A 24286-nucleotide genomic window follows, 5' to 3' on the forward strand; every position below is an offset into this window, starting at 1 on the left:
GGGGCCGTCCCGGTCAGGCGCCGTCGAGCTGCCGGCGGGTGATGTGGAAGACGGTGGCCATGCACGACGCGGCGGCGAGGGCCTGGCAGGCGGCCGCGGCGACGCCGACGTGGACGCAGAAGCGCGCCTCGGCGAGCGATTGCACGCCGAGGCCGGTGAAGACGCGGGCGAGCCCCGCGCCGAGCAGGACGGACGACCACCAGGCCGCCACGACCAGGGCGGCGGCGTGGCGTTCGGCGGGCCGCAGGGGGCGGCCGCTGCCCAGCCACACGTCGTACACGATCCGCGCCGGCAGCCACAGGTTGACCACCGGCGTGACCCAGCCGAGCAGAACCCACGCGCGGCCGTACCGGTGCGGGCCCGACTGCCGGTGCGCCCGCCACAGCCAGGCCAGGTACAGCAGGCCGGTGATGCCCGCGAGGACGCCGCACACCAGGAACACGTCGCAGTAGGGCGCCAGCGCCCGAGCGGTGACGGCGGCGTCGTAGGTGTCGCGCGTGGCGAGCCGCAGCGGCTCCTGCAGCCGCACCAGGCTCAGCCCGCACCCGAGAGCGACGAAGGCGTTGAACCCGAGCAGCATGAACACGGCCATGCCGATCGCGCGGAAATCGCGGCGCCGGGCCCACGCGCCGCAGGCCGGGCACCGGGCGACATCCGTCGGGATGATGTCGCCGCACAGCGCACACGGCATGATCCACCTCCGTGGATTTTGCGCTCCCTTGCCGGGATCCTACGAAGGTTTGACCAGCTCCGCCCAGCGGAGGTTCGCCGGGCGGCCGGTCACGGCGGCAGCACCAGCGCCGTGGCGGCGGCCGCGGCGGCCGCGGCGAGGACGAGCCAGGCCGCCAGCCGCGGCAGGGCGCCGCGCTGGGTGAGCCGTTCCGGGCGCAGGCCGGTGACCGCGGCGAGGGCCCACCACTCCGCCGCGACGGCGACCGTGGCGTGCAGGGAGCCGAAGCCGACCAGAGAGGCGCCCAGCACCAGTCCGGGCAGGGTCATGGCGTGCGCGAGCAGCGCGGCGCGGCGGGCCGTGCCGGACAGGCCGCGGCGCAGCCCCACGGCGATCACGCCCCATCCGGCGGCCGCGGCGAGCCACACCGCCAGGACCGCCTCCGGCAGGCCGTACAGCGACTGCGGGGCCAGCGCCGCTCCCTTCGTCCGTCGTCCGCTCGTGTCGTCTGCTGTCTCGTCCGGTCCGCGGCGCCCGGTCCCCGCCGGCGGGCCGCCCCCTCGCTCACCGCATCAGGCCCGACTCCCAGGCCCAGGCGGCGACCTCCACGCGGTTGCGGGCGTTCAGCTTGCGGTGGACGCTGCCGAGGTGCGTCTTCACCGTCGACAGCGACACGAACAGCTCCCGTGCGATCTCCTCGTTGGTGCGGCCGCGCGCCACCAGCCGGACGACGTCCAGCTCGCGATCGGTGAGGGCCTCGCGGGGGCGGCGCGGCTCGGCGGGCGGGACGGCCAGGTGCTCCAGCAGCCGGACGGTCACCGACGGGGACACCAGCGCCTCCCCGTTGGCGGCGGCCCGGACCGCCTCCACCAGCAGGGCCGGGCCGCTGTCTTTGAGCAGGAAGCCCACCGCGCCGCCGCGCAGCGCACCGTAGACGTACTCGTCCATGTCGAAGGTGGTGACGATGACCACGCGCAGCGGGTCGGGGACGTCGGGACCGGCCAGCGCGCGGGTCGCCTCCAGCCCGTCCATGCGGGGCATCCGGACGTCGAACAGGCAGACCTCCGGCCGCAGCCGCCGGGCCAGCGCCACCGCCGCGGCGCCGTCGGCGGCCTCGCCCACCACCCGCATGTCCGGCTGCGAATCGATGATCATCCGGAATCCGGTACGGACCATGTCCTGGTCGTCGGCGATCAGTACACGGATGGTCACGGACCCGATTCTCGCAGCCTCAGCCGACGGGGAGCACGGCGACGACCTCCCAGCCTCCTTCGGGGCGGCGCCCCGCGCGCATGCGCCCGCCCAGCGCCTCGACGCGTTCGGCCAGGCCGACCAGCCCGAACCCGCTGGACGGCAGCCGCCGCCCGCGTCCCTGGCCGTCGTCGCGCACGCTGACCTCGACGCCGTCCGCGGCCCGGGTGATCCCGACCTCGACCTCCGTGGCGTCGGCGGCGTGCTTGCGGATGTTGGTGAGCGCCTCCTGCACGATGCGGTGCACCGACGTGGCGATCTCGGGGGGCAGGCCGCCCAGGCCGGGGTCGACGGTCAGCTTGGCGGGCGGATCGGTGAACGCGGCGACCAGCTCCTCGACCCGCGCCAGGTCGCCGACGGGGCGCGCGCTCGACTCCTCGCCTCCGCCCTCGTCGCGGGGCGCCGCGGGGCCGCCGTTCTGCGCGTCGCGCAGCAGGCCGACGATGCGGCGCATGGAGGTCAGCGCCTCGGTGCCCGCCCGCTCGATCCCGGCGAAGGCCGCGTCGATCTGCTCGGGGGTCTGCACGGCCCCCGACTGCGCCGCGAACCGGGCGGCCTGCGCCTGCACGACGATCCCGGTGATGTGGTGGGCGACGAAGTCGTGCAGGTCGCGGGCGAGCTCCAGGCGCTCGTCGCGGCGCGCGTCGCGCAGCGCCCGGGCCCGCCGGGCGTCGAGCGCCCGCAGGTAGATCCCGAGGCCGACGGGGGCGGCGGCCAGCACGGCCAGCGGCGCGGACAGCACCAGGCCCTCCCGCGGCGACAGCCGGAAGGCGAGCGTGACGATCGTCACGAGCACCGCCACGGTGGCCGCGACCAGCCGCTCGGACCGGGTGCGCCAGACCACCCGCAGCGTCAGCACCAGCAGCCCGCAGATCTCGATGAACATGCTGGGCTGGTGCATCTCGGCGCCGGTGACGCCCATCAGCACGGTGGTGTACGCCGACAGGCCGACGGCCGCCGCCGTCCAGACGGCGGCGCGCCGGCGGACCAGCGCCGCCAGGCCGACGACGGCGGCGAGGGCGATCAGCCACAGGTCGAGCGGGCCGGCCACGGGTCTGACCTCGAGGAGGCACGCCAGCAGGAACAGCCCGCCGATCCCCGCGGCCGTCACGCGGATCAGGCAGCCGCCGAACCAGTGGACGCGCTCCAGCCACGACCGCCCCGATCCCGGACCCCTCATGGGCACGCAGGGTACGACCTCGGCCGGACCCGCGGATCCACCATTCGGCCGATAACGCCCGCGCACAGACCGCACCGGCGTGCGATGCGGCGGACGGCGCGGCTCCCGCACGCTGGAGCCATGGACGCGGCGACCCTCATCTACCTGCCGGTGGCGGCGGCCTTCGCCGCCTTCGTCGTCTACGGCGGGATCGTCATGCCCGCCCGCGAGGTGGCCGAGTCGATGCGCCGCCGCAAGACGGCCCCGCGGGACGCCGGCGCCGTCCGGGACGGGAAGACGGCGCCGTGACCCCCGGCCCGTCGCCTCGACGGACGCGACCCGGCCGACGAGACGCCGGAGGCCGACGCGGCGAGGAAAAGCGTGCGTGGAAGGGCCGGTCACGCGAAACTCGGACCCGTGACCGACTTCGCCTGGCTGGGACGGCCCCTCGACGCGCGGCATCTGTTCGCGCCCGAACGGCGTGCGCTCCTGGCCACGCTGCGAGGACTGGAACCGGCCGACTGGAGGCGCGAGGCCGTCCCCGGCTGGACGGTCAAGGACGTCGCCGCGCATCTGCTCGGTGACGACTACGGGCGGCTCGCGCGCGACCGCGACGGCCGCCCGGACCCGTGGACCGCGCCCGCGCCCGGCGAGCGGTTCGCGGCGTTCGTCCACCGCGTCAACCAGCAGTGGGTGGACGCCGCCGACCTGCTCAGCACCCGGTCGCTCATCGAGACGCTGGAGATGACCGGGCGGCAGATCGCCGACTTGTGGCAGCGGTCCGACCCGCACGCCACGGGGCGGCCGGTGAGCTGGGCCGGCGCCGACCCCGCCCCGCTCTGGCTGGACTGCGCCCGCGACTACACCGAGTACTGGGTGCACCGCCAGCAGATCCGGCTGGCCGTGCGCCTGGGCGACGAACGCCCGCCCGAGCCGGTGCTCGACGCCTTCATGCGGGCGCTGCCGCACACCCTGCGGGACGTCGCGGCGGACGAGGGCGCGCAGGTGCAGGTGCGCGTCGACGGCTCCGGCGCGTGGACGGCGACCGCGACCGCCGCGGGCTGGTCGCTCGCCCCGCCGCCCGCGCCGACGCCGACCGCCGTCGTCCGCCTCGATCCGGCCACCGCGTGGCGCCTGTGCGTGCGGATGATCGATCCCGCGGAGGCCGTCACCCGGGCCCGGCTGGAGGGCGACACGCGGCTCGGCGCCGCCGCCTGCCGCATCCTGTCGATCATCCGCTGACGCCGCCCCCGCCCGTCGAACGCGTGTTCGAAAATGTCGGTGGCGGCGGATAGGTTCATGGCCGTCGGCCGGGTGGGCGGGAATGCCCGTCGAACCCGCGGTCTTTCCATGTACGTATCTCTGTGCAACTCCCGCTGGAGCGCGGCTTGCCCGACCCTCCGGGGCGACAGGAAGGGGTAGTGGCAGTGAGCGAGACGATCCGCACGTTCCATCTCACCCGCCCGTGGCTGTACGGCCCCGCCGAGCGCATCCTCATCGAGCCCTGGCTGACCTCGCTGACCGGCCTCGTTCTCAACGCCTACGCCGAGGTGGAGGAGTCCGACGCCGTCTCCGCGTCCGAAGGGGGCGGCACCGTTCGCGTCCTCGTTCCGACCCGCCTGCTGCGTCCGGAGGAATACGCCCTCATCGAGACCATGGCCGCCTGACATTGTTCGTCGTGTGAGACGAAGATCTCAGATTCTGAATGTGCGGCCTAAGGTAGGGCCTCCGGGACGAGAGGAGGCTCCATGGCCGGACGAGGCGTCTACACGCACGGGCACCACCAGACGGTGCTGAGCTCCCACCGGTGGCGCACGGTCGAGAACTCGGCCGCCTACCTGGTGGACCACCTCCGGTCCGGGGCCCGCGTGCTGGACGTGGGCTGCGGCCCCGGCACGATCACCGTGGGGCTGGCCGAACGGGCGGCGCCCGGCCACGTCACCGGCCTGGACGCGTCCGAACAGGTGGTGAAGGACGCCCGGCGGTACGCCGCGGAACGAGGCATCGGCAACGTCACGTTCGTGACCGGGGACGTCTACGCGCTCGCCTTCCCCGACGGCGTGTTCGACGTCGTCCACGCCCACCAGGTGCTGCAGCATCTCGACGACCCGGTGCGCGCGCTGCGGGAGATGCGCCGGGTGTGCAGGCCCGGCGGCGTGGTGGCCGCGCGGGACGCCGACTTCGGCGCCATGGCCTGGTACCCCGAGCCGCCCGACATGGACGCCTGGCTGCCCGTCTACTCCAAGGTGGCGCGCGGCAACGGCGGCGAGCCCGACGCCGGACGCCGCCTGGTGTCCTGGGCCCGGCAGGCGGGCTTCACCGACATCACCGCCACCTCCTCCAGCTGGTGCTTCTCCACCCCCGAGGAGCGCCGCTGGTGGAGCGAGTCGTGGGGCGGCCGGATGGTCCGCTCCTCGATCGCCGACACCGCGGTCTCCCGCGGCCATGCCACCCGGGACGAGCTGGACCGCATCTACGCGGGCTGGCGGCAGTGGGCGGCCGCCGACGACGGCTGGTTCACCGTCACCCACGGCGAAATCGTCTGCCGCGTCCCCTGACCGCCACGCCCGGCCCCGACGGACCGCCTCGCGCGCCCCCTCGGCCGCCGCTCAGCCGACCAGGTCGCGCAGGGCGCGGAGGGTGGGCTCGTCGCGGACGCCCGCGATCAGCAGAGTGGTGACGGGGCTGTCGCGCCACAGCTGGAGGCGTTCCTTGATGCGGCCGATCGGACCGAGCAGGGAGACGGCGTCGGCGAGCTCGTCGGGGACGGCCTTGACCGCCTCGTCGCGGCGGCCGTCCAGGAAGAGCCGCTGGACGCGGGCGGCCTCCTCGGCGTAGCCGAGGCGGCCGATCAGGTCGAGGTGGAAGTTGCGGTCGCGGGCGCCCATGCCGCCGATGTAGAACGCCAGCGGGATCTTGGCGAGCTCCAGGGCGGCGGACAGGTCGTCGGTGACGATCGTGGCGACGGTCGCGGCGATCTCGAAGCCGGGCGGGCGCCCGGCCAGCGACGCGCCGAACAGCGGCTCGATCTTGGCGGGGTCGATGAACAGCGGCAGCCAGCCCTGGGCGAGCTCGGCGGCGAGCGCGACGTTCCGGGGGCCCTCGGCTCCGAGGTAGACGGGGATGTCGGGGCGCAGCGGGTGGACGATCGACTTCAGCGGCTTGCCGAGCCCGGTGCCGCCCGGGTACGGCAGCGGGTAGTGCGGGCCGGCGCTGGTCACCGGGGCTTCGCGGCGCCAGACCTGGCGCATGATGTCGATGTACTCGCGGGTGCGCGCCAGCGGTTTGGGGAAGGGGACCCCGTACCAGCCCTCCACGACCTGCGGTCCGGACGCGCCCACGCCGAGGATCAGCCGTCCCCCCGACAGGGCGTCGAGGGTGAGGGCGTGCATGGCGGTCGCCACCGGGGTGCGCGCCGACAGCTGCGCCACCGCGGTGCCCAGTTTGATGCGCGTGGTGCGGGCGGCGTACCACGTCAGCGGGGTGAAGGCGTCCGAGCCGTAGGCCTCGGCGGTGAACACCGCGTAGTAGCCCAGCCGCTCGGCGGCCAGCACCGTCTCGGTCTGGTCGTCGGGGTCGCGCTGCCAGTAGCCGACGTTGAGGCCCAGCTTGAGGTCCGCGGTCACGAGGCACCCTCCGGAGATCGACGGCGCACATACTAGAACACGTTCTAGTCGGCGGGAAGGGCGGCGGCGTCCGCCGGCGCGGTCAGCGGCTCGGGGCAGGGCAGGCCGCCGACCGCGCCGAGGGGATCATACGGAGCGTGCGGTGCGGACCAGGGCCCGCCAGCCGTCCGCCGAAAGGATCAGCGCCGGACCGGACGGGTCCTTGGAGTCGCGGACCGCGCGCAGACCGTGCGGAAGCGCCGCCACTTCGACGCACTGGTCACCGCTTCCGCTGTATGTGGACTTGCGCCAAAGAGCGCGGGTGAGTTCGCGATGCAGGTTCTTCACGGGCTGCTCCCTGCTGCCTCGATGATGAGGTGCGCGGAATCCTCGGGGGACAACGCCGCCTCGACGATGCGGTCGAAGCGACGCCTGTGTACGCCTGTTTCCTCTGCGCTTTCGACGTAAACGTCACCCATGGTGCCTTCGACGTAGGCGATATCGGGGTCGGCGGCGTCCGGGAAGGAAAGGATCGTGAAGCGTCCGTCCAGTCCCGCGTGCTCGCCCGCCCCGTACGGCAGCACCTGCACCGTCACCTTCGGGCGCTCGGCCATCGTGACCAGCTTCCTGAGCTGGGCGTTCATCACCGAAGGTCCGCCGATGGGGCGGTGCAGCACCGCCTCGTCCAGCACCACGTGCAGCAGGGGCGCGTCCTTGCGGTCGAGCAGCGCCTGCCGCGCCTTGCGCGCGGCGACGCGGCGTTCGATCTCCACCGGGCCCGGCAGCATCCGCCCGGCGGTGATCACCGCGCGGGCGTAGTCCTCGGTCTGCAGCAGCCCGTGCACCAGCTGGGGGTCCCAGGTGTGGATGGCGGACGCCTCGTCCTCCAACGCCACGTAGCTGCCCGTGAAGACGTCGGCGTAGGCGGTCCACCAGCCGCGCTGGCCCGCCTCGCGGGCCAGCGTCATCAGGGCGTCCCGTTCCGGACTGGGCACCCCGTACAGCTCCAGCATCCGCGCGACGTCGCCGACCTTGGGCCTGGTCTGCGCCGTCTCCACGCGCGACAGCGTCGCGCGCGACCAGTTCAGCTGGTCCGCCACGTCCTGCAACGTGAGGCCCAGATTCTCGCGCAGGCGGCGAAGCTCCCGGGCCAGTCGACGACCTCGTACGGTCGGCCGGTACGTCATGACGGCAGAGTCTGGCGTTTCGGTCCGTACCTCTCAACGCGATTGGCGAACCCGGTAAGAGCAATCTCGCGAACGGTGTTGCGCGGATGAGATTCTCACGCGACGCTGCATGGAAGCGTAACCGCCAGGAGACCCACAGTAACGGGACGAGATGGCCGCGTAGTCCGCCGAGACTGTTCGACCGCGGGGAGGGGCCCGTGCACACCTCGTCAGAACTCATCCATGACGCCGCTCCGCCGGGCGCGGCGCCCGTCGGTGGACCGGACGTCCGATCGGGCTGGGCCTGGACCTTGCCGCGCGGGCCGGAGTGCGCCCGCCGGGCCAGGACGCTGCTGGCCGACGCGCTGGCCGCGCTGGCCGTGCCGCCGGACGCGATCGCCGACGCCCGGGTCATGGTGAGCGAGCTGGCCACCAACGCCTACCAGCACGCCGCCGACCACGGACCGCACGAGCTGTGGCTGAGCGCCGACGAGGGCGGCGCCCGGCCGCCCGCCGAGGTGCGCTGCGCCGTGTTCGACGCCTTCGGCGACGCCACCCTGCCCGGCTACTCGTGGACGTCCGGCGACTGCGGCCGGGGCCTGAGCATCGTCGCCGAGCTGTCGCGCGGCCGCTGGGGCCTGCTGCGCACGTTCTCGCGTCTGGACACGCCCGTGCCGGGCAAGGCCGTGTGGTTCGCCGTGGCCGGCGCGTCCTGACCGCACCGGGCCCCGCGCGACGGCCCCGCGGGCCCGCCCGCATCGCACCCGGGTGGGCGCCACTTGGGCGGATGCGGGCGGTATGCCATGCTTTGCAGTCGACGGATGCGGAGGAACCCGGTGCGAATCCGGGGCTGTGCCCGCAACTGTGACCGGGGAGTTCGCCCCCACGGAAGGCCACGGCGACGACGCTGGAAGGCCGGGGGAGCGGCGCCGTCCCTCACCGGGACGGTGCCGGAACGGTGATCCGGGAGCCAGGAGACTCCGGCCGTCGCAGCTGACCGCCACGGGCGTGGACACCCGAGGGGAAGGATTGATGAGGCATGCCCCGTCTGATGGGCCGATGAGCCGTCCGGCGACCGACCGGCGGACCGCCCCGCACCGCTACCCGTTCTCCGCCGTCGTCGGGATGGCCGACCTCAAGCTCGCGCTGCTGATCAACGCGGTGTCGCCGGGCGTGGGCGGCGTGCTGGTGCGGGGAGAGAAGGGCACCGCCAAGTCGACGATCGTGCGCGCGCTGGCCGGGCTGCTGCCGCCGGTGCGGGTGGTCGCCGGCTGCCGGTTCTCCTGCGACCCGGACGCCCCCGACCCCGGCTGCCCCGACGGACCCCACGACGGGCACGGGGCGGAGCGGCGGCCCGCGCGGCTGGTGGAGCTGCCCGTCGGCGCGTCCGAGGACCGGCTCACCGGCTCCCTCGACATCGAACGGGCGCTCGCCGAGGGCGTGAAGGCGTTCGAGCCGGGCCTGCTCGCCGCCGCGCACCGCGGGGTGCTGTACGTCGACGAGGTCAACCTGCTCCACGACCACCTGGTCGACCTGCTGCTCGACGCCGCCGCGATGGGCGAGTCGCACGTCGAGCGCGAGGGCGTGTCGGTGCGGCACGCGGCGCGGTTCCTGCTGGTCGGCACCATGAACCCGGAGGAGGGCGAGCTGCGTCCGCAGCTGCTGGACCGGTTCGGCCTCACCGTCGAGGTCGCCGCCACCCGCGACCCGGACGAGCGCGCCGAGGTTGTGCGGCGCAGGCTGCGCTTCGAGGAGTCCCCGGCCGCGTTCGCCGCCGAGTGGGCGGAGCGGGAGGCAGAGCTGGCCGCCCGGATCGCCGCCGCGCGCGACCGGCTGCCGGAGGTGCGGCTGACCGACGCGGCCCTGCGGCAGATCACCGCCGTCTGCGCCGCCTTCGAGGTGGACGGGCTGCGCGCCGACCTGGTGACCGCCCGCGCCGCGATCGCGCTGGCCGCCTGGCACGGCCGCACCGAGGTCACCGCCGACGACGTGCGCACGGCGGCGCGGCTGGCGCTGCCGCACCGGCGCCGCCGCGACCCGTTCGACGCCCCCGGCCTGGACGAGAGCAAGCTCGACGAGGTGCTCGCCGAGCACGCCGACCCGTCCCCCGAGCCCCCCGACGACGACCCGCCTCCTTCCGGCGGCCCCGGCGGCGGACGGCCCGACGCGTCGGCCGACGCGTCCGGCGACGCGCGGCCGTCCGGTTCGCCGGCGGGCTCGGAGCGCGACGGCGGCCGGTCGGGCCGGGCGGGAGCCGATCGCGAGAACGAACCCGCGCCCGCCGACGCCGCCTACAAGCCGCGCCTGTTCACCGTCCCCGGCACCGGTACGGGCGCGCCCGGCCGCCGTTCCAAGGCGCGCAGCCCGCACGGCCGTGTCTCCGGCGCCCGGCCCGGGACGCGCGACCTGCACCTGGCGGCCACGCTGCGCGCCGCCGCCCCCCACCAGCGCGCCCGCGGCCGCACCGGCCCCGGCCTGGTCGTCGCGTCCGAGGACCTGCGCGAAGCGGTGCGGGAGGGGCGCGAGGGCAACCTCGTGCTGTTCGTCGTCGACGCCAGCGGCTCGATGGCCGCGCGGCGGCGGATGCGCGCCGTCAAGGGCGCCGTGCTGAGCCTGCTGCTCGACGCCTACCAGCGCCGCGACAAGGTCGGCCTGATCACCTTCCGGGGCCGGGACGCCGCGCTGGTGCTGCCGCCGACCTCGTCGGTCGAGGCGGGGGCGCGCCGCCTGGAGCGGCTGCCCACCGGCGGGCGCACGCCGCTCGCCGCCGGGCTGCTGCGCGCCGCCGAGGTGCTGCGCGTCGAGCGGCTGCGCGACCCGTCCCGGCGCCCGCTGCTGGTCGTGGTGACCGACGGCCGCGCCACCCACGGCCCCGACCCGGCCGCCGCGGCGGCGCTCCTGGCGGACGTGGCGTCGGTGGTGGTCGACTGCGAGTCGGGACCGGTGCGGCTGGGCCTGGCGGCCGAGCTGGGCGGGCGGCTGGGCGCCGAGGTCGTCCGGCTGGAGGATCTCGCCGCGGGCTCCCTCGCCGGAGTCGTCCGGGACGCCAGGGCCTCCTGGCGGGAGCGCGCGCTGAGGAGGGGGGCCTAGGCATGCCGAAGGGACGACCCGAGTACGTGCCCGACGACGGGCTGACCACGCGCGAGCGCCGCCACCGCCCGCTGGTGATCGTGCACACCGGCCCGGGCAAGGGGAAGTCCACGGCCGCGTTCGGGCTGGCGCTGCGGGCCTGGAACCAGGGCTGGCCGATCGGGGTGTTCCAGTTCGTCAAGTCCGCCAAGTGGCGCATCGGCGAGGAGCGGGCGCTGCGGCTGCTCGGCGAGAGCGGCGAGGGCGGCACGGTGGCCTGGCACAAGATGGGCGAGGGCTGGTCGTGGATCCGGCGGCGCGGCACCGAGGCCGACCATGCGGCCGACGCGCGCGAGGGCTGGGAGCAGATCAAGCGCGACCTGGCCGCCGAGACGTACCGGCTGTACGTGCTGGACGAGTTCACCTACCCGATGAAGTGGGGCTGGGTGGACGTCGACGACGTCATCGCCGCGCTCCGGGAGCGGCCGGGGCGCCAGCACGTGGTCATCACCGGCCGGGACGCCGACCCGCGGCTGGTGGAGTTCGCCGACCTGGTCACCGAGATGGGCAAGATCAAGCACCCCATGGACCGGGGGCAGAAGGGCCAGAAGGGCATCGAATGGTGAGCGCGCCCGCGGGGGCGCCGTCATGAGCGTTCCCCGCCTGGTCGTCGCGGCCCCCGCCTCGGGCAGCGGCAAGACGACCGTCGCCACGGGGCTGATGGCGGCGCTGGCGGCGCGGGGCCTCGCGGTGTCCCCCCACAAGGTGGGGCCGGACTACATCGATCCCGGGTACCACGCGTTGGCCGCCGGACGGCCCGGCCGCAACCTGGACCCCTGGCTGACGTCCGAGGAGCTGGTCGCGCCGCTGCTGCTGCACGGCGCGGCCGGGGCGGACGTGGCCGTCATCGAGGGCGTCATGGGCCTGTACGACGGTTTCACCGGCGCCGGGAGGGACGACTCCGGCGGCGACTTCGCGTCCACCGCGCACGTCGCCGCCCTGCTGGACGCGCCCGTGGTCCTGGTGGTGGACGCGTCGGCGGCCTCGGGCCGGTCCGTGGCGGCCGCGGTGCACGGGTTCCGCACGTACGGGAACGTGCGCTTCGGCGGCGTCATCCTCAACAAGGTCGGCTCGGACGCGCACGAGCAGATGTGCCGCGACGCCCTGGCCGACATCGGCCTGCCCGTGCTGGGCGCGCTGCGCCGGCACGACGGCGTCTCCACCCCGTCCCGGCACCTGGGGCTCATCCCGGCGGCGGAACGCGACGCCGAGGCCGTCGCGGCGGTCCGGCGCATGGGGGAGCTGGTCGCCGAGTCCTGCGACCTGGACGCCGTCATGGCCGTGGCGCGCTCCGCCCCGCCGCTGGCGGCGGCCCCCTGGGAGCCTCCCGCCGCGGAGGAGGCGCGGGGGGAGCGGCCGAGGATCGCGATCGCGGGCGGCCCGGCGTTCACGTTCGGGTACGCCGAGAACGAGGAGCTGCTGGAAGCGGCGGGCGCCGAGGTCGTCCGGTTCGACCCGCTGCGCGACGAGCGGCTGCCGTCCGGCACGCGGGGCGTGGTGATCGGCGGCGGCTTCCCCGAGATGTACGCCGCCGAGCTGTCGGCCAACGAGCCGCTGCGGCGCGAGCTGGCGTCGTTCACCGGCCCGGTGTACGCCGAGTGCGCGGGCCTGCTGTACCTGGCGCGCGAACTGGACGGCGTGCCGATGTGCGGACTGCTGGGCGAGGTGACCGCGACGATGGCCCCGCGGCTGACGCTGGGCTACCGGGCGGCCGTCGCGGTGTCGGACTCGGTGGTGGCGCGCACCGGCGAGCGGGTGCGGGGCCACGAGTTCCACCGCACCGTCACCGCGCCCGGCCACGGCGCCACCGCGGCGTGGCAGTGGTCGCCGTCCGGGCCGGAGGGGTTCGTCCAGGGCCCGTGCGTCGCGTCCTACCTGCACCTGCACTGGGCCGGCGCGCCGCACTTCGCGCAGAGGATGGTGGAGGCCTGCCGATGACCGCCGCCGACGACCCCGGCGCCGTCCCCGTCCGCGACCCGGCGGACGGCCGCCGCATGAGCGCCTTCCGCGAGGCGGTCCGCCTCGAAGGCGAGCGGGTGGTGGTCCGCCCGTTCGACCTGGACGACGCCGCCGCCCTCATCGAGGTGATCCGGGCCGGGGAGGACGTCCTGCCGCCGACCTTCCCGCGCGAGCTGAAGGCCGAGACGCTGGCCTGGTGGCTGGACCGGGGCGTGCACCAGCCGCAGCGGTACGGCACCGGCGTGCATCTCGCGGTGGCCGACCGCCTGACCGGCGCGTTCGCCGGCACCATCGGGCTGTTCCGGCTGGACTGGTCGCATCTGAGCTGCGAGGTCGGCTACGGCATGCGCCCGTCCTGGCGGGGACGCGGCTACGCCACCGAGGCGCTGACCCTGGTGTCGGAGTGGGCGCTGCGCACGTGCGGCCTGCACCGCGTGGAGCTGCGCGCCGTGACCGGCAACCGCGCCTCCCTGCGCGTCGCCGAGAAGGCCGGCTTCCGGCGCGAGGGCGTCGCGCGCGGCGCCGAACGCGGCCCCGGCGGCGAGCACCTGGACCAGGTCGTCTTCAGCCTGCTGCGTCCCGACCTGGACGAGGCGCGGGGCGGGGAGGCGCCCCGTCTGATCGGCGTGGGGGTCGGACCGGGAGACCCGGAGCTGGTCACCGCGAAGGCCGTGCGGATCCTGGGCGAGGCCGACGTGGTGCTCGTGCCGGTGATGGCGCTGGAGGAGGAGGGCCGGGCCGAATCGGTCGTCCGCGCCTACACCGGCAAGGCCGAACGCGTCGTGTTCGCGTTGAACGACCGGGGCGGGGTGACGGACAGGCGGGCGGCGGCCTGGGACGCGGCGGCCGACCGCGTCGTCCGCGCCTTCCGGGACGGCGCGCGGACGGTCGCGTTCGCCACGATCGGCGACCCGAACGTCTACTCGACGTTCACCTACCTCGCCCAGACGGTGCGCGAGCGGCTCCCCGAGGCCGTGGTGGAGACCGTGCCCGGCATCACCGCCATGCAGGATCTGGCGGCGCGGTCGGGCACCGTCCTCGCCGAGGGCGCCGAGTCGGTGGGCCTGGTGCCGCTCATCGGCGGCGTCGCCGGATTCCGCGACGCGCTCAAAACGTGCGACACCGTCGTCGCCTACAAGTTCGGCTCGGTCGCCGACGAGGTGGTCGGCGCGCTGGAGGAGGCCGGCCGGCTGGACGACGCGGTCTACGGCGCGCGGCTCGGCCTGCCCGGCGAGGACGTGCGGCCCGCCCGCGACCTCCCCCGGCGCGTCCCGTACCTGTCCACGCTGATCGTGCCCGGCCGCCGCGGCCCCCGAGGAGGCAAGCTGGCATGACCGCTCCTGGCACGACCGGTCCCGCCGCGACCGGTCCGGCGGCGACTGGCTCCGGCGGGACCGGCAGGGTGCTGTTTGTGGGCGCCGGGCCCGGCGCGGCCGACCTGCTGACGTTCCGCGCGGCCCGCGCCATCGCCGCGGCGGACGTGGTGATCTGGGCGGCCAGCCTGGTCCACCCGGACGTGCTCGAGCACGCCCGCCCCGACGCGGAGATCGTCGACTCGGCGGCGCTGCCGATGGAGGGCGTGCTGCCGTACTACGAGCGCGCCGCCGCCGAGGGGCTGACCGTCGCCCGCATCCACTCGGGCGACCCGGCGCTGTGGGGCGCGCTGCAGGAGCAGCTCGACCGCTGCCGCGCGCTGGGCCTGGAGACCGAGGTGATCCCGGGCGTGTCCAGCTTCAGCGCGGTGGCGGCGGCGGTGGGGCGCGAACTGACCATCCCCGAGGTGGCGCAGTCGGTGATCCTGACCCGGCTGGGCGGGGGCAAGACGCCCATGCCGCCGGGGGAGGAGGTCCGCGAGTTCGCCCGGCACGGGACCACCATGGCGCTGTTCCTGTCCGCGGCCCGCTCCAAGCAGCTGCAGGACGAGCTGCTGGAGGGCGGCTATCCCGAGGACACCCCGTGCGTGGTGGCCTACCGGTGCACCTGGCCGGACGAGCTGGTCGTCCGCTGCACGCTGGGCGAGCTGGCCGCGACGATGAAGGCGCACCGGCTGTGGAAGCACACGCTGGTGCTGGTCGGCCCGGCCCTGGCCGCCGGGGGGACCCGCTCGCACCTGTACCACCCGGGGCACTTCCACGGCTTCCGGCGCGCCGACCCCGCGGCACGCCGCCGGCTGCGCGCCGCGTCCGGCCGGCCCGCCGCGGCCGACCGTCCGGAGGCTCGACGCCAATGACCGGCGGAGGGCGGCCATGAACGACGACATCAGGCGGCTTCGGGAACCGGACCTGCCGCGCACGATGAAGGTGCGCAAGAGGGCGCTGCGGACCGGGTGGACCACGGGCACGTGCGCGTCCGCGGCGGCCAAGGCGGCGACGCAGCTGCTGCGGCACGGCGGGCGTCCGCGCGAGTACGTGGAGGTCGCGCTGCCGTCCGGCAACCGGGTCACGTTCAAGGTGGAGGAGAGCAGCCTGGACGCGGTCCGCCATCGGGCGCGGGCGGTGGTGGTCAAGGACGCGGGCGACGACCCCGACGTCACGCACGGCGCGCACATCACCGCGGACGTGTCGTGGCGGGACGCGCCCGGCCTCGACCTGGACGGCGGCGAGGGCGTCGGCGTGGTGACCAAACCGGGCCTGGGCCTGGAACTGGGCGGACCGGCGATCAACCCCGTCCCGCGCCGGATGATCACGCAGGCGGTGGCGGAGGCGCTGGCCGGCGCGCCGCTGGACGCGCCGCCCGCGCCGGAGGCGGTCGCCGACCCCGCCACCGGGCGGGGCGTCCGCGTGGTGATCTCGGTGCCGGAGGGCGAGCGCATGGCGCGCAAGACCACCAACCGGCGCCTGGGCATCCTCGGCGGCATCTCCATCCTCGGCACGACGGGCATCGTCCGGCCGTTCTCCACGGCGTCGTGGCGGGCCAGCGTCGAGCAGGCGGTGTCGGTGATGGCGGCGCAGGGAGAGACGACGCTGGTGCTGTGCACGGGCGGCCGCACCGAGAGGGGCGCGATGAAGCTGCTGCCGGAGCTGCCGGAGGTGTGCTTCGTCGAGGTGGGCGACTTCACCGGGGCGGCGCTGCGGCGCGCGGTCGAGCACGGGCTGACGCACGTGGTGTTCGTCGGCATGCCGGGAAAGCTGACCAAGCTCGCCTCCGGGGTGCTGATGACGCACTACACGCGCTCGCGCGTCGACACCGGGCTGCTCGGCGAGATCACCACCGCGGCGGGCGGCCCGCCGGACCTCGCCGAGCGGGTCGCCGCGGCCAACACCGGCCGGCACGCCTACGAGCTGTGGGAGGAGGCCGGGCTGCTCGAACCGTGCGGGCGGGAGCTGTGCCGGCGCGTCGCCGAGGTCCTGGAGCGCTTCGCCGCCGAGGCCGCCGGCGCGGACCGCAGCCCGCTCACGGCGGAGGCGATGCTGGTCGACTTCACCGGCGAGCGCAGGATCGCCGGGTACGGGCGGACGGCGCGGCCGCGGTGAACGCCATGATCACGGTGATCGGGTACGACGGGTCGCCGCTGCCCGCCGAGGCCCGCGAGCGCCTCGCGGAGGCCGCGCTCGTCGTCGGCGGCGCCCGCCACCTGGCCGCCGTCCCCGTCCCCGACGGCGCCCGCCGCGTCGTCCTGGGAGACGTGGCCGCCGCCCTCGACGAGATCGACAAGGCCGGCGCGGACGCGCGCGTCGCGGTCGTCGCCAGCGGCGACCCGGGGTTCTTCGGGATCGTGCGGGCGCTGCGGGAGCGCGGGCATCGGCCGCGCGTCCTGCCGGCGCTGTCGTCGGCGGCGCGGGCGTTCGCGCGGGCGGGACTGCCGTGGGACGACGCGCTGGTGGTGTCCGCGCACGGCCGCGAGCTGCGCCGCGCCGTGAACGCGTGCCGCGCCCATCCCAAGGTCGCGGTTCTGACCGCGCCCGGCGCCGGTCCGGCCGAGCTGGCGCGCGAGCTGTTCCCCCAGACGCCCCGCACGTTCGTGGTGTGCGAGAACCTGGGAGAGCCCGACGAACGCGTCGTGCACGTGCGTCCGGCCGAGGCGACCACGCGGCCCTGGCGGGACCCCAACGTGGTGCTGGTGCTCGACCCGTCCCGTACGGTCGGCGACAAGAGGTGGATCGCCGGGGCGCCCCCGGGACCGGCGGGCTGGGCGCTGCCGGAGGAGGTGTTCGACCACCGCGATTCGATGGTGACGAAGGCGGAGGTGCGGGCGTTCGCCTTGGCGAAGCTGGGGCCGCGCGTGGGCGACATGGTGTGGGACGTGGGCGCCGGCAGCGGTTCGGTGGCCGTCGAATGCGCCCGCTTCGGCGCGGCGGTGGTGGCGGTCGAGCGCGATGCGGCGTCCTGCGAACGCATCCGCGCCAACGTGCGGGCTCACGGGGTGAAGGTCGCCGTGTCGCGCGGCGAGGCCCCGGCCGTGCTGGAGCATCTGCCCGACCCTGACGCGGTGTTCGTGGGCGGCGGCGGACCGGAAGTGGTGCGCGCCTGCGCCTCCAGGGCCCTGCGCTGCGTCGTCGTCGCGCTCGCAGCCGTCGAACGCGTGCGGCCGAGCCTGGACGCGCTCACCGCGGAGGGCTTCACGGCCCAGGCCGTGCAGCTGCAGGCCAACCGGCTTTCCCCGTTGCCGGGGGACGTGCACCGCCTGGCCGCCGCGAACCCCGTGTTCGTGGTGTGGGGCGAACGCGAGCCGACCCCGGCCGTGTCCTTCCCCGACGACCGCGCGGAACGCCGCCCCCAGACGATCGCCGAACTGCCGGACGAGGACGACCCGAGGAGCGCACAGTGACGATCGGCATAGTCGCGGCCACCGCGAGCGGCCGTACCGCCGCCGCCGCGCTCGCCGCCGCCTGGCCCGACGAGGTGCGCCTGTTCACCGACGTGAAGGCCGCCGACGGGCTGCGCGAGGCGTGGCGGACGTGCGACGCGATCGTCGGCTTCCTCGCCGTCGGCGCGACCGTGCGGGTGCTGGCGCCGCTGCTGGACGGCAAGGCCGCCGACCCGGCCGTGGTGTGCGTGGACGAGGGCAGGCGGTTCGCCGTCGCGGTGCTCGGCGGCCACCGCGGCGCCAACGACCTGGCCCACCGGCTCGCCGGCGTGCTCGGCTGCACTCCCGTCGTCACCACCGCCAGCGACCAGGCCGATGTCGCGCCCCTGGACTCCTACGGCGCCGACCTCGGCTTCACCGTGCACGACCCCGGGGCGCTCGCGCGGGTCGGCGCGGCCGTCCTGTCCGGCGAACCGGTGCTGCTGGAAGGCGCCGACGACTGGCCGCTGCCCGCGCTGCCGCCGAACGTCCGCGCCCGGTTCGGCGGCGACGAGCCGTCCGCCGCGATCCTGGTGACCGACGCCGCCGACATCCCTCGGGCGGGCCGGTCCGGCGACCCGCTCGTCTACCGCCCGCCGTCGCTGGTCGTCGGGGTCGGCTCGGCGCGGGGCGTCGGCGCCGAGGAGGTCGGCGAACTGGTCGACCGGGCGCTGGCGTCGGCGGGCCTGTCGCCCGCGTCCGTGCGCTGCGTGGCGACCGTGGACCTGAAGGCCGACGAGGAGGGGATCTTGGAGGCCGCGCGGCGGCGCGGCTGGCCGGTCGTCACCTACCCGGCCGACGTGCTGGCCGACGTGCGCGTCCCCAACCCGTCCCCGGTCGTGGCCGCCGAGGTCGGCACCCCCAGCGTCGCCGAGGCGGCGGCGCTGCACGCGGCCCGGTCGTCCGGCCGCGGCGCCGAGCTGGTCGCCGAGAAGACCAAGTCCACCTGCGCCACGGCGGCCGTGGCGCGGCTGCGGCCGCGCGGCCGGCTGGGCATCGTCGGGTTGGGGCCGGGCGCCCGCGACCTGCTCACCCCGCGCGCCGCCGAGACCCTGCGGCGCTCGTCGGTCGTCGTCGGCCTCGACCAGTACGTCGACCAGGTGCGCGACCTGCTGCGCCCCGGGACGCGCGTGATCGCCTCCGGGCTCGGCCAGGAGGAGGAACGCGCGCGCACCGCCGTCCGGGAGGCCGCGGCGGGACGCGCCGTGGCGCTCGTGGGGTCGGGGGACGCGGGGGTGTACGCGATGGCCGCCCCCGCGCTGGAGATGCTCGCCGCGGAGGGCGCGGCGCACGCCGTGGACGTCGACGGCGTCCCCGGGATCACCGCCGCCGCGGCCGCGTCGGCGCTCCTCGGCGCGCCCCTGGGCCACGACCACGCCTACGTGTCGCTGTCGGACCTGCACACGCCCTGGGAGGTCATCGAACGGCGCGTCCGCGCCGCCGCGGAGGGCGATTTCACGGTGTGCTTCTACAACCCGCGCAGCCGTACCCGCGACTGGCAGCTGCCCAAGGCCTTGGACATCCTGGCGGAGCACCGGCCGCCCGACACCCCCGTGGGGATCGTCCGCAACGCCTCACGGCCGGACGAGTCCGTCACCCTCACCACCCTGGCGGAGGCGGACCCCGCGCAGGTCGACATGTACACCGTCGTGCTGGTCGGCTCCAGCCGCAGCCGGACCATGGCGGGCCGCTTCGTCACCCCGAGGGGCTACCGATGGGCGTAGACGCCGCGGGACGCGACGGGCGCGGCGTGGTCGTCACGGAACGGTGCCAAGGGTGCGGGGCGTGCCTGCTGACCTGTCCCGAACACGCGATCCGCCCCGCGCCGCCGCCCCCGGACGGGCCTTCCGGCCGCCCCCTGATCGTGCTGGACGGGCTGTGCACCGCCTGCGGCGAGTGCATCGAGGTCTGCCCGGTCGACGCCATCGAGGAGTGCCCATGAGCGCGCGCCTGCGCCACCCCATCGAAGCGCGGTCGTACGAGATCCTGCGGTCCCGCGTCGACCTGTCGCACCTGCCGCCGCTGCGGCGCGCGGTGGCCGAGCGGGTCATCCACGCCAGCGCCGACCTGGAGTACGCCGTGGACCTCGTCACCGACGAGGCGCACCTGGAGCGCGGGCTGGCGGCGCTGCGGTCGGGCGCGCCGATCGTCACCGACGTGGCCATGGTCGCCGCCGGGATCACCGCGCGGGAGACGCTGTGCCGCGTCGGCGACCCGGCCGCCGCCCGGATGGCGCGCGCCGAGGGCGTCACCCGGTCGGCCGCCGCCGTGCGCCTGGCGTACGCCGAGGTCGGCCCGGGCGCGGTGTGGGCGGTCGGGTGCGCCCCCACCGCCCTGTTCGAGATCATCGAGCGCGAGGTCGCGCCCGCGCTGGTCGTCGGGCTGCCGGTCGGGTTCGTCGGCGCCGCCGAGGCCAAGCAGGCGCTGCGCGCCAGCGGGCTGCCCCAGCTGAGCAACGTCTCGGAGAAGGGCGGCTCCGCCGTCGCGGCGGCGGCCGTCAACGCGCTCCTCTACTTCGAGGAGGACACCCCATGACGGTGCGGGACAAAGACCGGGACAAAGACCGGGACAAAGACCGGGACAAAGACCGGGACAAAGACCGGGACAAAGACGGGGACACGGCCCCCGGCGCGCCCTCGCGGACGCCCCCGGGCGGACCGGGGAGCACAGTGAAACCGCCCCTGCTGCTGGTCGGGCACGGGACGCGGGACGACACGGGCGTCGCGGAGTTCGGCAGGTTCGTCGAACGGCTGCGCCGCCGGATGACGGTGGACGTGGCCGGAGGCTTCATCGAACTGTCGCCGCCGCCGCTGACCGAGGCGGTCGCGGAACTGTACGAAGGCGGCCACCGCCTCGTCGCCGCCGTGCCGCTGATGCTGGTGTCGGCCGGGCACGGCAAGGGCGACATCCCAGGGGCCATGGCGCGAGAACTCGTGCGGCACCCCGGCCTGTCCTACCGCTACGGCCGTCCCCTGGGGCCGCACCCGACCCTGCTTGCGCTTTTGCAGGAGCGCCTGGAGGCCGTGCTGCCCCCCGAAGACCGCACCCCCGACACGGCGGTGCTGCTGGTGGGCCGCGGCTCGACCGACCCCGACGCCAACGCCGAGGTGCACAAAGTGGCCCGGCTGTTCTGGGAGGGACGCGGCGCTTCCGGCCCCGACCAGGGGCACGGGCTGCTGTGCGTGGAGCCCGCGTTCATCTCCCTGGCACGTCCCAGCGTGCCTGAAGGGCTGGAGCGGTGCCGAAGGCTGGGCGCGTGCCGCGTCGTCGTCCTGCCCTACTTCCTGTTCCCCGGCGTGCTGCCAGACCGCGTCGCCGACGAGGCCCGTGCATACGGTGCCGCGCACCCGGAGCTGGACGTGCGCGTCGCCGAGGTCATCGGCGACTGCGACGGGCTGGCGGACGTGGTGGTCGAACGCTACGAGGAGGCCCTCGCCGGAGACCTCCGCATGAACTGCGACACGTGCGTCTACCGCATCGCCATGCCCGGTTTCGAAGACCGCGTCGGCGCGCCCCAGGTGCCGCACCACCACCCCGACGACCCCTCCGCCCACGGCCACGGCCATGGGCACGGACACGGACACGGACACGTCCATGCGCACTGACGACATCGACCTGCGCCACCACGGGGACGCGGAGGTCGGTTCGGGACTGGTCGACTTCGCGGTGAACGTCCGCCCCGGCACGCCCCCGGAGTGGCTCGCCGAACGGTTGCGCGCGTCCATCGCCGACCTCGCCGCCTACCCCGACCCCCGTCCGGCCCGCCGCGCGGTCGCCCGCAGGCACGGCCGCGCCGTGGACGAGGTGCTGCTCACCTCGGGGGCCGCCGAGGCGTTCGTCCTGCTGGCCCGGGTGCTGCGGCCGCGGCGCGCCGTCGTCGTCCACCCGCAGTTCACCGAACCGGAGGCCGCCCTCCGCGCCGCCGGGCATCCCGTCGACCGCGTGGTCCTCGAAAAGGACTTCGCGCTCGACCCGGCCGCCGTCCCCCGCGACGCGGACCTCGTCGTCGTCGGCAACCCCACCAACCCGACCTCCGTCCTGCACCCCGCCGAGGCCCTCGCCGCCCTGGCCCGCCCCGGCCGCACGGTCGTGGTGGACGAGGCGTTCATGGACTGCGTCCCCGGCGAACCCGAAAGCCTGGCTGGAACGCTCCCACCCGGAGTCGTCGTGATCCGCAGCCTCACCAAGACCTGGGGCCTCGCCGGGCTGCGCGCCGGGTACGTGCTCGCCGAGCCCGCACTCGTCGAACGCCTGGCCGAGGCGCAACCCCTGTGGGCGGTGTCCACGCCCGCCCTCGTCGCGATGGAGGCGTGCTGCGAGCCGTCCGCGCTGGCCGAGGCGGAGCGCTGGGCCGCGAGCATGGCCGCCGAACGCGACCGCTTGGCGGGGGAGCTCAACGCGCGCGGCCTCTACGTGGTGCCCGGGGCGCGCGCGTCCTTCCTGTGCGTGAACGTGCCCGACGCCCTGGAAATCCGCGCCCGGCTGCGCGAACGCGGCTACGCCGTGCGGCGCGGGGACACCTTCCCCGGCCTCGGACCGGACTGGCTGCGCATCGCCGTCCGCGACCGCGCCACCAACGACGCCCTCCTGGAGGTGCTCGGTGACCTCGGCGTCTGAACCCGCCGCCCCCTACCCGGACCCGACCCGCGACGCCGTCTACCGGGTGATCGCCGAACGGCGCGACATGCGCACCGGGTTCCTCCCCGACCCCGTGGACGACGCCGTCCTCACGAGGATCCTCGAGGCCGCGCACCGCGCCCCGTCCGTCGGGCTCACCCAGCCCTGGGACTTCCTCGTCATCCGCGACCCGGGGCTGCGCGCGCGCATCGGCGCCCTCGCCGACCGGCAGCGCGCCGCGTACGCCGCCTCCCTGACCGCCCCGCGCGCCGCCGCGTTCCAGCGGCTCAAGGTCGAGGCGATCCGCGAGGCGCCGGTGAACATCGCCGTGACCTGCGACCCGACCCGCGGCGGACGCAACCCCCTCGGCCGCCACGCCCAGCCCCGCACGGCCCACTACTCGGTCGCCTGCGCCGTGCAGAACCTGTGGCTGGCCGCGCGCGCCGAAGGGCTCGGCGTCGGCTGGGTCAGCTTCTTCGACGAACGCGAGCTGGCCGACGAACTCGGCCTCCCCGGCCACGTGGACGTCGTCGCCTACCTGTGCGTCGGCCGCGTCGCCGGATTCCCGCCCGCGCCCCAGCTGGCGCTGACCGGCTGGGCCCGCCGCCGCCCCCTCGCCTGGGCCGTGCACCACGAGCGGTACGGGCGACGCGGCCTGCCAGGAGAGGAGATCATGGACCTGATCGAGCAGACCGTGGCCGCCGTCCGGCCGCTGGACGAGGCCGCCATGCGCGACGCCCGCGACCACCAGGCCCGCCTCACCAAGCCGCCGGGGTCGCTCGGCGCGCTGGAAGAGCTGTCGGTGCGGCTCGCCGGGCTCGCCGGGACCTGCCCGCCGCCGATCCCCGAGCCCGCCGCCGTCGCCGTCTTCGCCGCCGACCACGGCGTCCACGCCCAGGGCGTCAGCCCCTGGCCGCAGGAGGTGACCGCGCAGATGGTCGCCAACTTCCTGGCCGGGGGCGCGGTCGTCAACGCGTTCGCCGCCCAGGTCGGCGCCGAGGTCACCGTGGTGGACGTGGGCGTCGCCCGCGACCTGGACCCCGCCCCCGGCCTGCTGCCCCGCAAGGTCGCCTACGGCACCGCCGACATGACGGCCGGCCCCGCGATGACCGCGGAGCAGGCCCGCCGCGCCGTCGAGGTCGGCATCGAGGTCGCCCGCGACCTGGTCTCGGCGGGGGCGCGCTGCCTGCTGACCGGCGACATGGGCATCGCCAACACCACGGCCTCGGCCGCCCTGATCGCCGCGTTCACCGGCCTGCCGCCCGAGGCGGTCACCGGCCGCGGCACCGGCATCGACGACGCCGCCCTCGCCCACAAGATCGAGGTCGTGCGCGCCGCCCTCGCCCGCCACGGCCTGGACGCCGGCGACGGCGCGGCCGGCCGCGACCCCCTGGAGGTGCTCGCGGCCGTCGGCGGCCTGGAGCACGCCGCCCTGGCCGGCTACATACTCGGCGCCGCCGCCCTGCGCGTCCCGGTGGTGCTCGACGGAGTGATCGCCGGGGCCGCCGCGCTGGTCGCCGGCGCGCTGTGCCCCGACGCGCTGTCGGCGTGTGTGGCCGGTCATCGTTCTGTCGAGCCGGGACATTCGGCTACCGTTGCTCACCTGGGACTTCGTCCGCTGGTGGACCTGGAGCTGCGGCTCGGGGAGGGCACCGGCGCCCTGCTGGCCCTGCCGCTGGTGCAGGGCGCGGTCCGGGTGCTGCACCAGGTCGCCACCTTCGACGCGGCCGGGGTGAGCGGCAAGGACGCGCAGCCGCGGACGGCGGGGTCCCCGCACGGCGGCGAGGACGGCCACGAGCGCGACGGGCGGGACGGTGACGAGAACGGCGGCGAGAGGTGAGGCGCACGGCGCCGGTGTCGGCCGGGGCTCGAGCGCGCCGTGAGTCACGCTCGGCTATCGACTGGAGGGAGCACTCTCCATGAGCACCGCAACCCGAGTACCTT

Annotated in this window: 25 protein-coding genes and 1 riboswitch; of the genes, 18 read left to right on the forward strand and 7 right to left on the reverse strand. The window is 75.6% G+C overall.

Going from position 1 to position 24286, the window contains the following annotated elements:
- Positions 1-13: 13 nt before the first annotated feature.
- The 4 genes from AR3_RS06330 to AR3_RS06345 all read right to left on the reverse strand — a co-directional run bounded on the left by AR3_RS06330 (position 14) and on the right by AR3_RS06345 (position 3101).
- Positions 14-691: a DUF4328 domain-containing protein gene (locus tag AR3_RS06330; protein ID WP_067909877.1), complete on the reverse strand. Its 678-nt coding sequence runs from the start codon at positions 689-691 to the stop codon at positions 14-16.
- An 89-nt stretch (positions 692-780) separates the two neighbouring features.
- On the reverse strand, positions 781-1098 hold the full coding sequence (locus tag AR3_RS06335) for a hypothetical protein (RefSeq protein ID WP_227023207.1): 318 nt from the start codon (positions 1096-1098) through the stop codon (positions 781-783).
- A gap of 136 nt (positions 1099-1234) precedes the next feature.
- A complete protein-coding gene (locus tag AR3_RS06340) occupies positions 1235-1882 on the reverse strand; it encodes a response regulator (protein WP_083950999.1) in 648 nt (215 codons plus the stop codon).
- Positions 1883-1901: 19 nt separating this feature from the next.
- Positions 1902-3101 carry a sensor histidine kinase gene (locus tag AR3_RS06345; RefSeq protein ID WP_067909883.1) on the reverse strand — a complete coding sequence of 400 codons (1200 nt, stop codon included), beginning with the start codon at positions 3099-3101 and terminating at the stop codon, positions 1902-1904.
- A gap of 120 nt (positions 3102-3221) precedes the next feature.
- Between AR3_RS06345 and AR3_RS30325 the strand changes: the two genes are divergently transcribed.
- The 4 genes from AR3_RS30325 to AR3_RS06360 all read left to right on the forward strand — a co-directional run bounded on the left by AR3_RS30325 (position 3222) and on the right by AR3_RS06360 (position 5638).
- Positions 3222-3389: a hypothetical protein gene (locus AR3_RS30325; protein ID WP_157406626.1), complete on the forward strand. Its 168-nt coding sequence runs from the start codon at positions 3222-3224 to the stop codon at positions 3387-3389.
- A 108-nt stretch (positions 3390-3497) separates the two neighbouring features.
- Positions 3498-4322 (forward strand): maleylpyruvate isomerase family mycothiol-dependent enzyme, encoded by an 825-nt coding sequence (locus AR3_RS06350; protein ID WP_067909885.1) that lies wholly within the window; start codon positions 3498-3500, stop codon positions 4320-4322.
- Positions 4323-4507: 185 nt separating this feature from the next.
- Complete coding sequence (locus tag AR3_RS06355; RefSeq protein ID WP_067909888.1) at positions 4508-4747, forward strand: hypothetical protein; 240 nt, start codon at positions 4508-4510, stop codon at positions 4745-4747.
- 81 nt (positions 4748-4828) lie between these two features.
- Positions 4829-5638, forward strand: coding sequence for a methyltransferase domain-containing protein (locus tag AR3_RS06360; RefSeq protein ID WP_067909891.1), 810 nt, complete (start codon positions 4829-4831; stop codon positions 5636-5638).
- Positions 5639-5689: 51 nt separating this feature from the next.
- Here AR3_RS06360 and AR3_RS06365 read toward each other — a convergent pair whose 3' ends face one another.
- The 3 genes from AR3_RS06365 to AR3_RS06375 all read right to left on the reverse strand — a co-directional run bounded on the left by AR3_RS06365 (position 5690) and on the right by AR3_RS06375 (position 7872).
- Entirely contained in the window at positions 5690-6706 is a 1017-nt protein-coding gene (locus AR3_RS06365; RefSeq protein WP_067909894.1) for an LLM class F420-dependent oxidoreductase, read from the reverse strand.
- A 126-nt stretch (positions 6707-6832) separates the two neighbouring features.
- Positions 6833-7033, reverse strand: a complete 201-nt coding sequence (locus AR3_RS06370; protein ID WP_067909896.1) for a DUF397 domain-containing protein — start codon at positions 7031-7033, stop codon at positions 6833-6835.
- Entirely contained in the window at positions 7030-7872 is an 843-nt protein-coding gene (locus AR3_RS06375; RefSeq protein WP_067909899.1) for a helix-turn-helix domain-containing protein, read from the reverse strand. The genes AR3_RS06370 and AR3_RS06375 overlap by 4 nt, the downstream gene beginning before the upstream one ends.
- Before the next feature lie 197 nt (positions 7873-8069).
- Here AR3_RS06375 and AR3_RS06380 point away from each other — a divergent pair, with 197 nt between their 5' ends.
- The 14 genes from AR3_RS06380 (at position 8070) to cobT (ending at position 24182) form a co-directional block, all read left to right on the forward strand.
- Positions 8070-8567, forward strand: a complete 498-nt coding sequence (locus tag AR3_RS06380) for an ATP-binding protein (protein WP_067909902.1) — start codon at positions 8070-8072, stop codon at positions 8565-8567.
- 111 nt (positions 8568-8678) lie between these two features.
- Positions 8679-8831, forward strand: a riboswitch (cobalamin riboswitch).
- 79 nt (positions 8832-8910) lie between these two features.
- The gene (locus AR3_RS06385) at positions 8911-10941 is read left to right on the forward strand and encodes a putative cobaltochelatase (RefSeq protein WP_067909905.1); all 2031 of its coding nucleotides are present in this window, start codon (positions 8911-8913) and stop codon (positions 10939-10941) included.
- Between the two features lie 2 nt (positions 10942-10943).
- Positions 10944-11546, forward strand: a complete 603-nt coding sequence (cobO, locus tag AR3_RS06390) for a cob(I)yrinic acid a,c-diamide adenosyltransferase (RefSeq protein ID WP_067909909.1) — start codon at positions 10944-10946, stop codon at positions 11544-11546.
- A gap of 22 nt (positions 11547-11568) precedes the next feature.
- A complete protein-coding gene (locus AR3_RS06395) occupies positions 11569-12918 on the forward strand; it encodes a cobyrinic acid a,c-diamide synthase CobB (RefSeq protein WP_174545424.1) in 1350 nt (449 codons plus the stop codon).
- The gene (cobI, locus tag AR3_RS32040; protein ID WP_227023208.1) at positions 12915-14273 is read left to right on the forward strand and encodes a precorrin-2 C(20)-methyltransferase; all 1359 of its coding nucleotides are present in this window, start codon (positions 12915-12917) and stop codon (positions 14271-14273) included. The genes AR3_RS06395 and cobI overlap by 4 nt, the downstream gene beginning before the upstream one ends.
- A gap of 68 nt (positions 14274-14341) precedes the next feature.
- Complete coding sequence (gene cobM, locus AR3_RS06405) at positions 14342-15169, forward strand: precorrin-4 C(11)-methyltransferase (protein WP_067909912.1); 828 nt, start codon at positions 14342-14344, stop codon at positions 15167-15169.
- A 16-nt stretch (positions 15170-15185) separates the two neighbouring features.
- Positions 15186-16412 (forward strand): cobalt-precorrin-5B (C(1))-methyltransferase, encoded by a 1227-nt coding sequence (locus AR3_RS06410; protein ID WP_067909914.1) that lies wholly within the window; start codon positions 15186-15188, stop codon positions 16410-16412.
- 5 nt (positions 16413-16417) lie between these two features.
- Positions 16418-17707 carry a bifunctional cobalt-precorrin-7 (C(5))-methyltransferase/cobalt-precorrin-6B (C(15))-methyltransferase gene (locus tag AR3_RS06415; protein ID WP_067910030.1) on the forward strand — a complete coding sequence of 430 codons (1290 nt, stop codon included), beginning with the start codon at positions 16418-16420 and terminating at the stop codon, positions 17705-17707.
- Positions 17704-19449 (forward strand): precorrin-3B C(17)-methyltransferase, encoded by a 1746-nt coding sequence (gene cobJ / locus AR3_RS06420; RefSeq protein ID WP_067909917.1) that lies wholly within the window; start codon positions 17704-17706, stop codon positions 19447-19449. The genes AR3_RS06415 and cobJ overlap by 4 nt, the downstream gene beginning before the upstream one ends.
- Complete coding sequence (locus AR3_RS06425) at positions 19440-19667, forward strand: 4Fe-4S binding protein (protein ID WP_067909920.1); 228 nt, start codon at positions 19440-19442, stop codon at positions 19665-19667. The genes cobJ and AR3_RS06425 overlap by 10 nt, the downstream gene beginning before the upstream one ends.
- Positions 19664-20260 (forward strand): precorrin-8X methylmutase, encoded by a 597-nt coding sequence (locus AR3_RS06430; RefSeq protein ID WP_067909923.1) that lies wholly within the window; start codon positions 19664-19666, stop codon positions 20258-20260. The genes AR3_RS06425 and AR3_RS06430 overlap by 4 nt, the downstream gene beginning before the upstream one ends.
- Before the next feature lie 134 nt (positions 20261-20394).
- Positions 20395-21330, forward strand: coding sequence for a sirohydrochlorin chelatase (locus tag AR3_RS06435; RefSeq protein ID WP_067909926.1), 936 nt, complete (start codon positions 20395-20397; stop codon positions 21328-21330).
- Positions 21320-22342: an Rv2231c family histidinol phosphate aminotransferase CobC gene (gene cobC, locus AR3_RS31465; RefSeq protein WP_067910033.1), complete on the forward strand. Its 1023-nt coding sequence runs from the start codon at positions 21320-21322 to the stop codon at positions 22340-22342. Before AR3_RS06435 ends, cobC begins: the two co-directional genes overlap by 11 nt.
- Positions 22326-24182 carry a nicotinate-nucleotide--dimethylbenzimidazole phosphoribosyltransferase gene (gene cobT / locus AR3_RS31470; protein WP_083951001.1) on the forward strand — a complete coding sequence of 619 codons (1857 nt, stop codon included), beginning with the start codon at positions 22326-22328 and terminating at the stop codon, positions 24180-24182. The genes cobC and cobT overlap by 17 nt, the downstream gene beginning before the upstream one ends.
- Positions 24183-24286 lie beyond the last annotated feature (104 nt).

It is taken from the genome of Actinomadura rubrobrunea NBRC 15275, assembly GCF_001552235.1.
Lineage (GTDB): Bacteria > Actinomycetota > Actinomycetes > Streptosporangiales > Streptosporangiaceae > Spirillospora > Spirillospora viridilutea.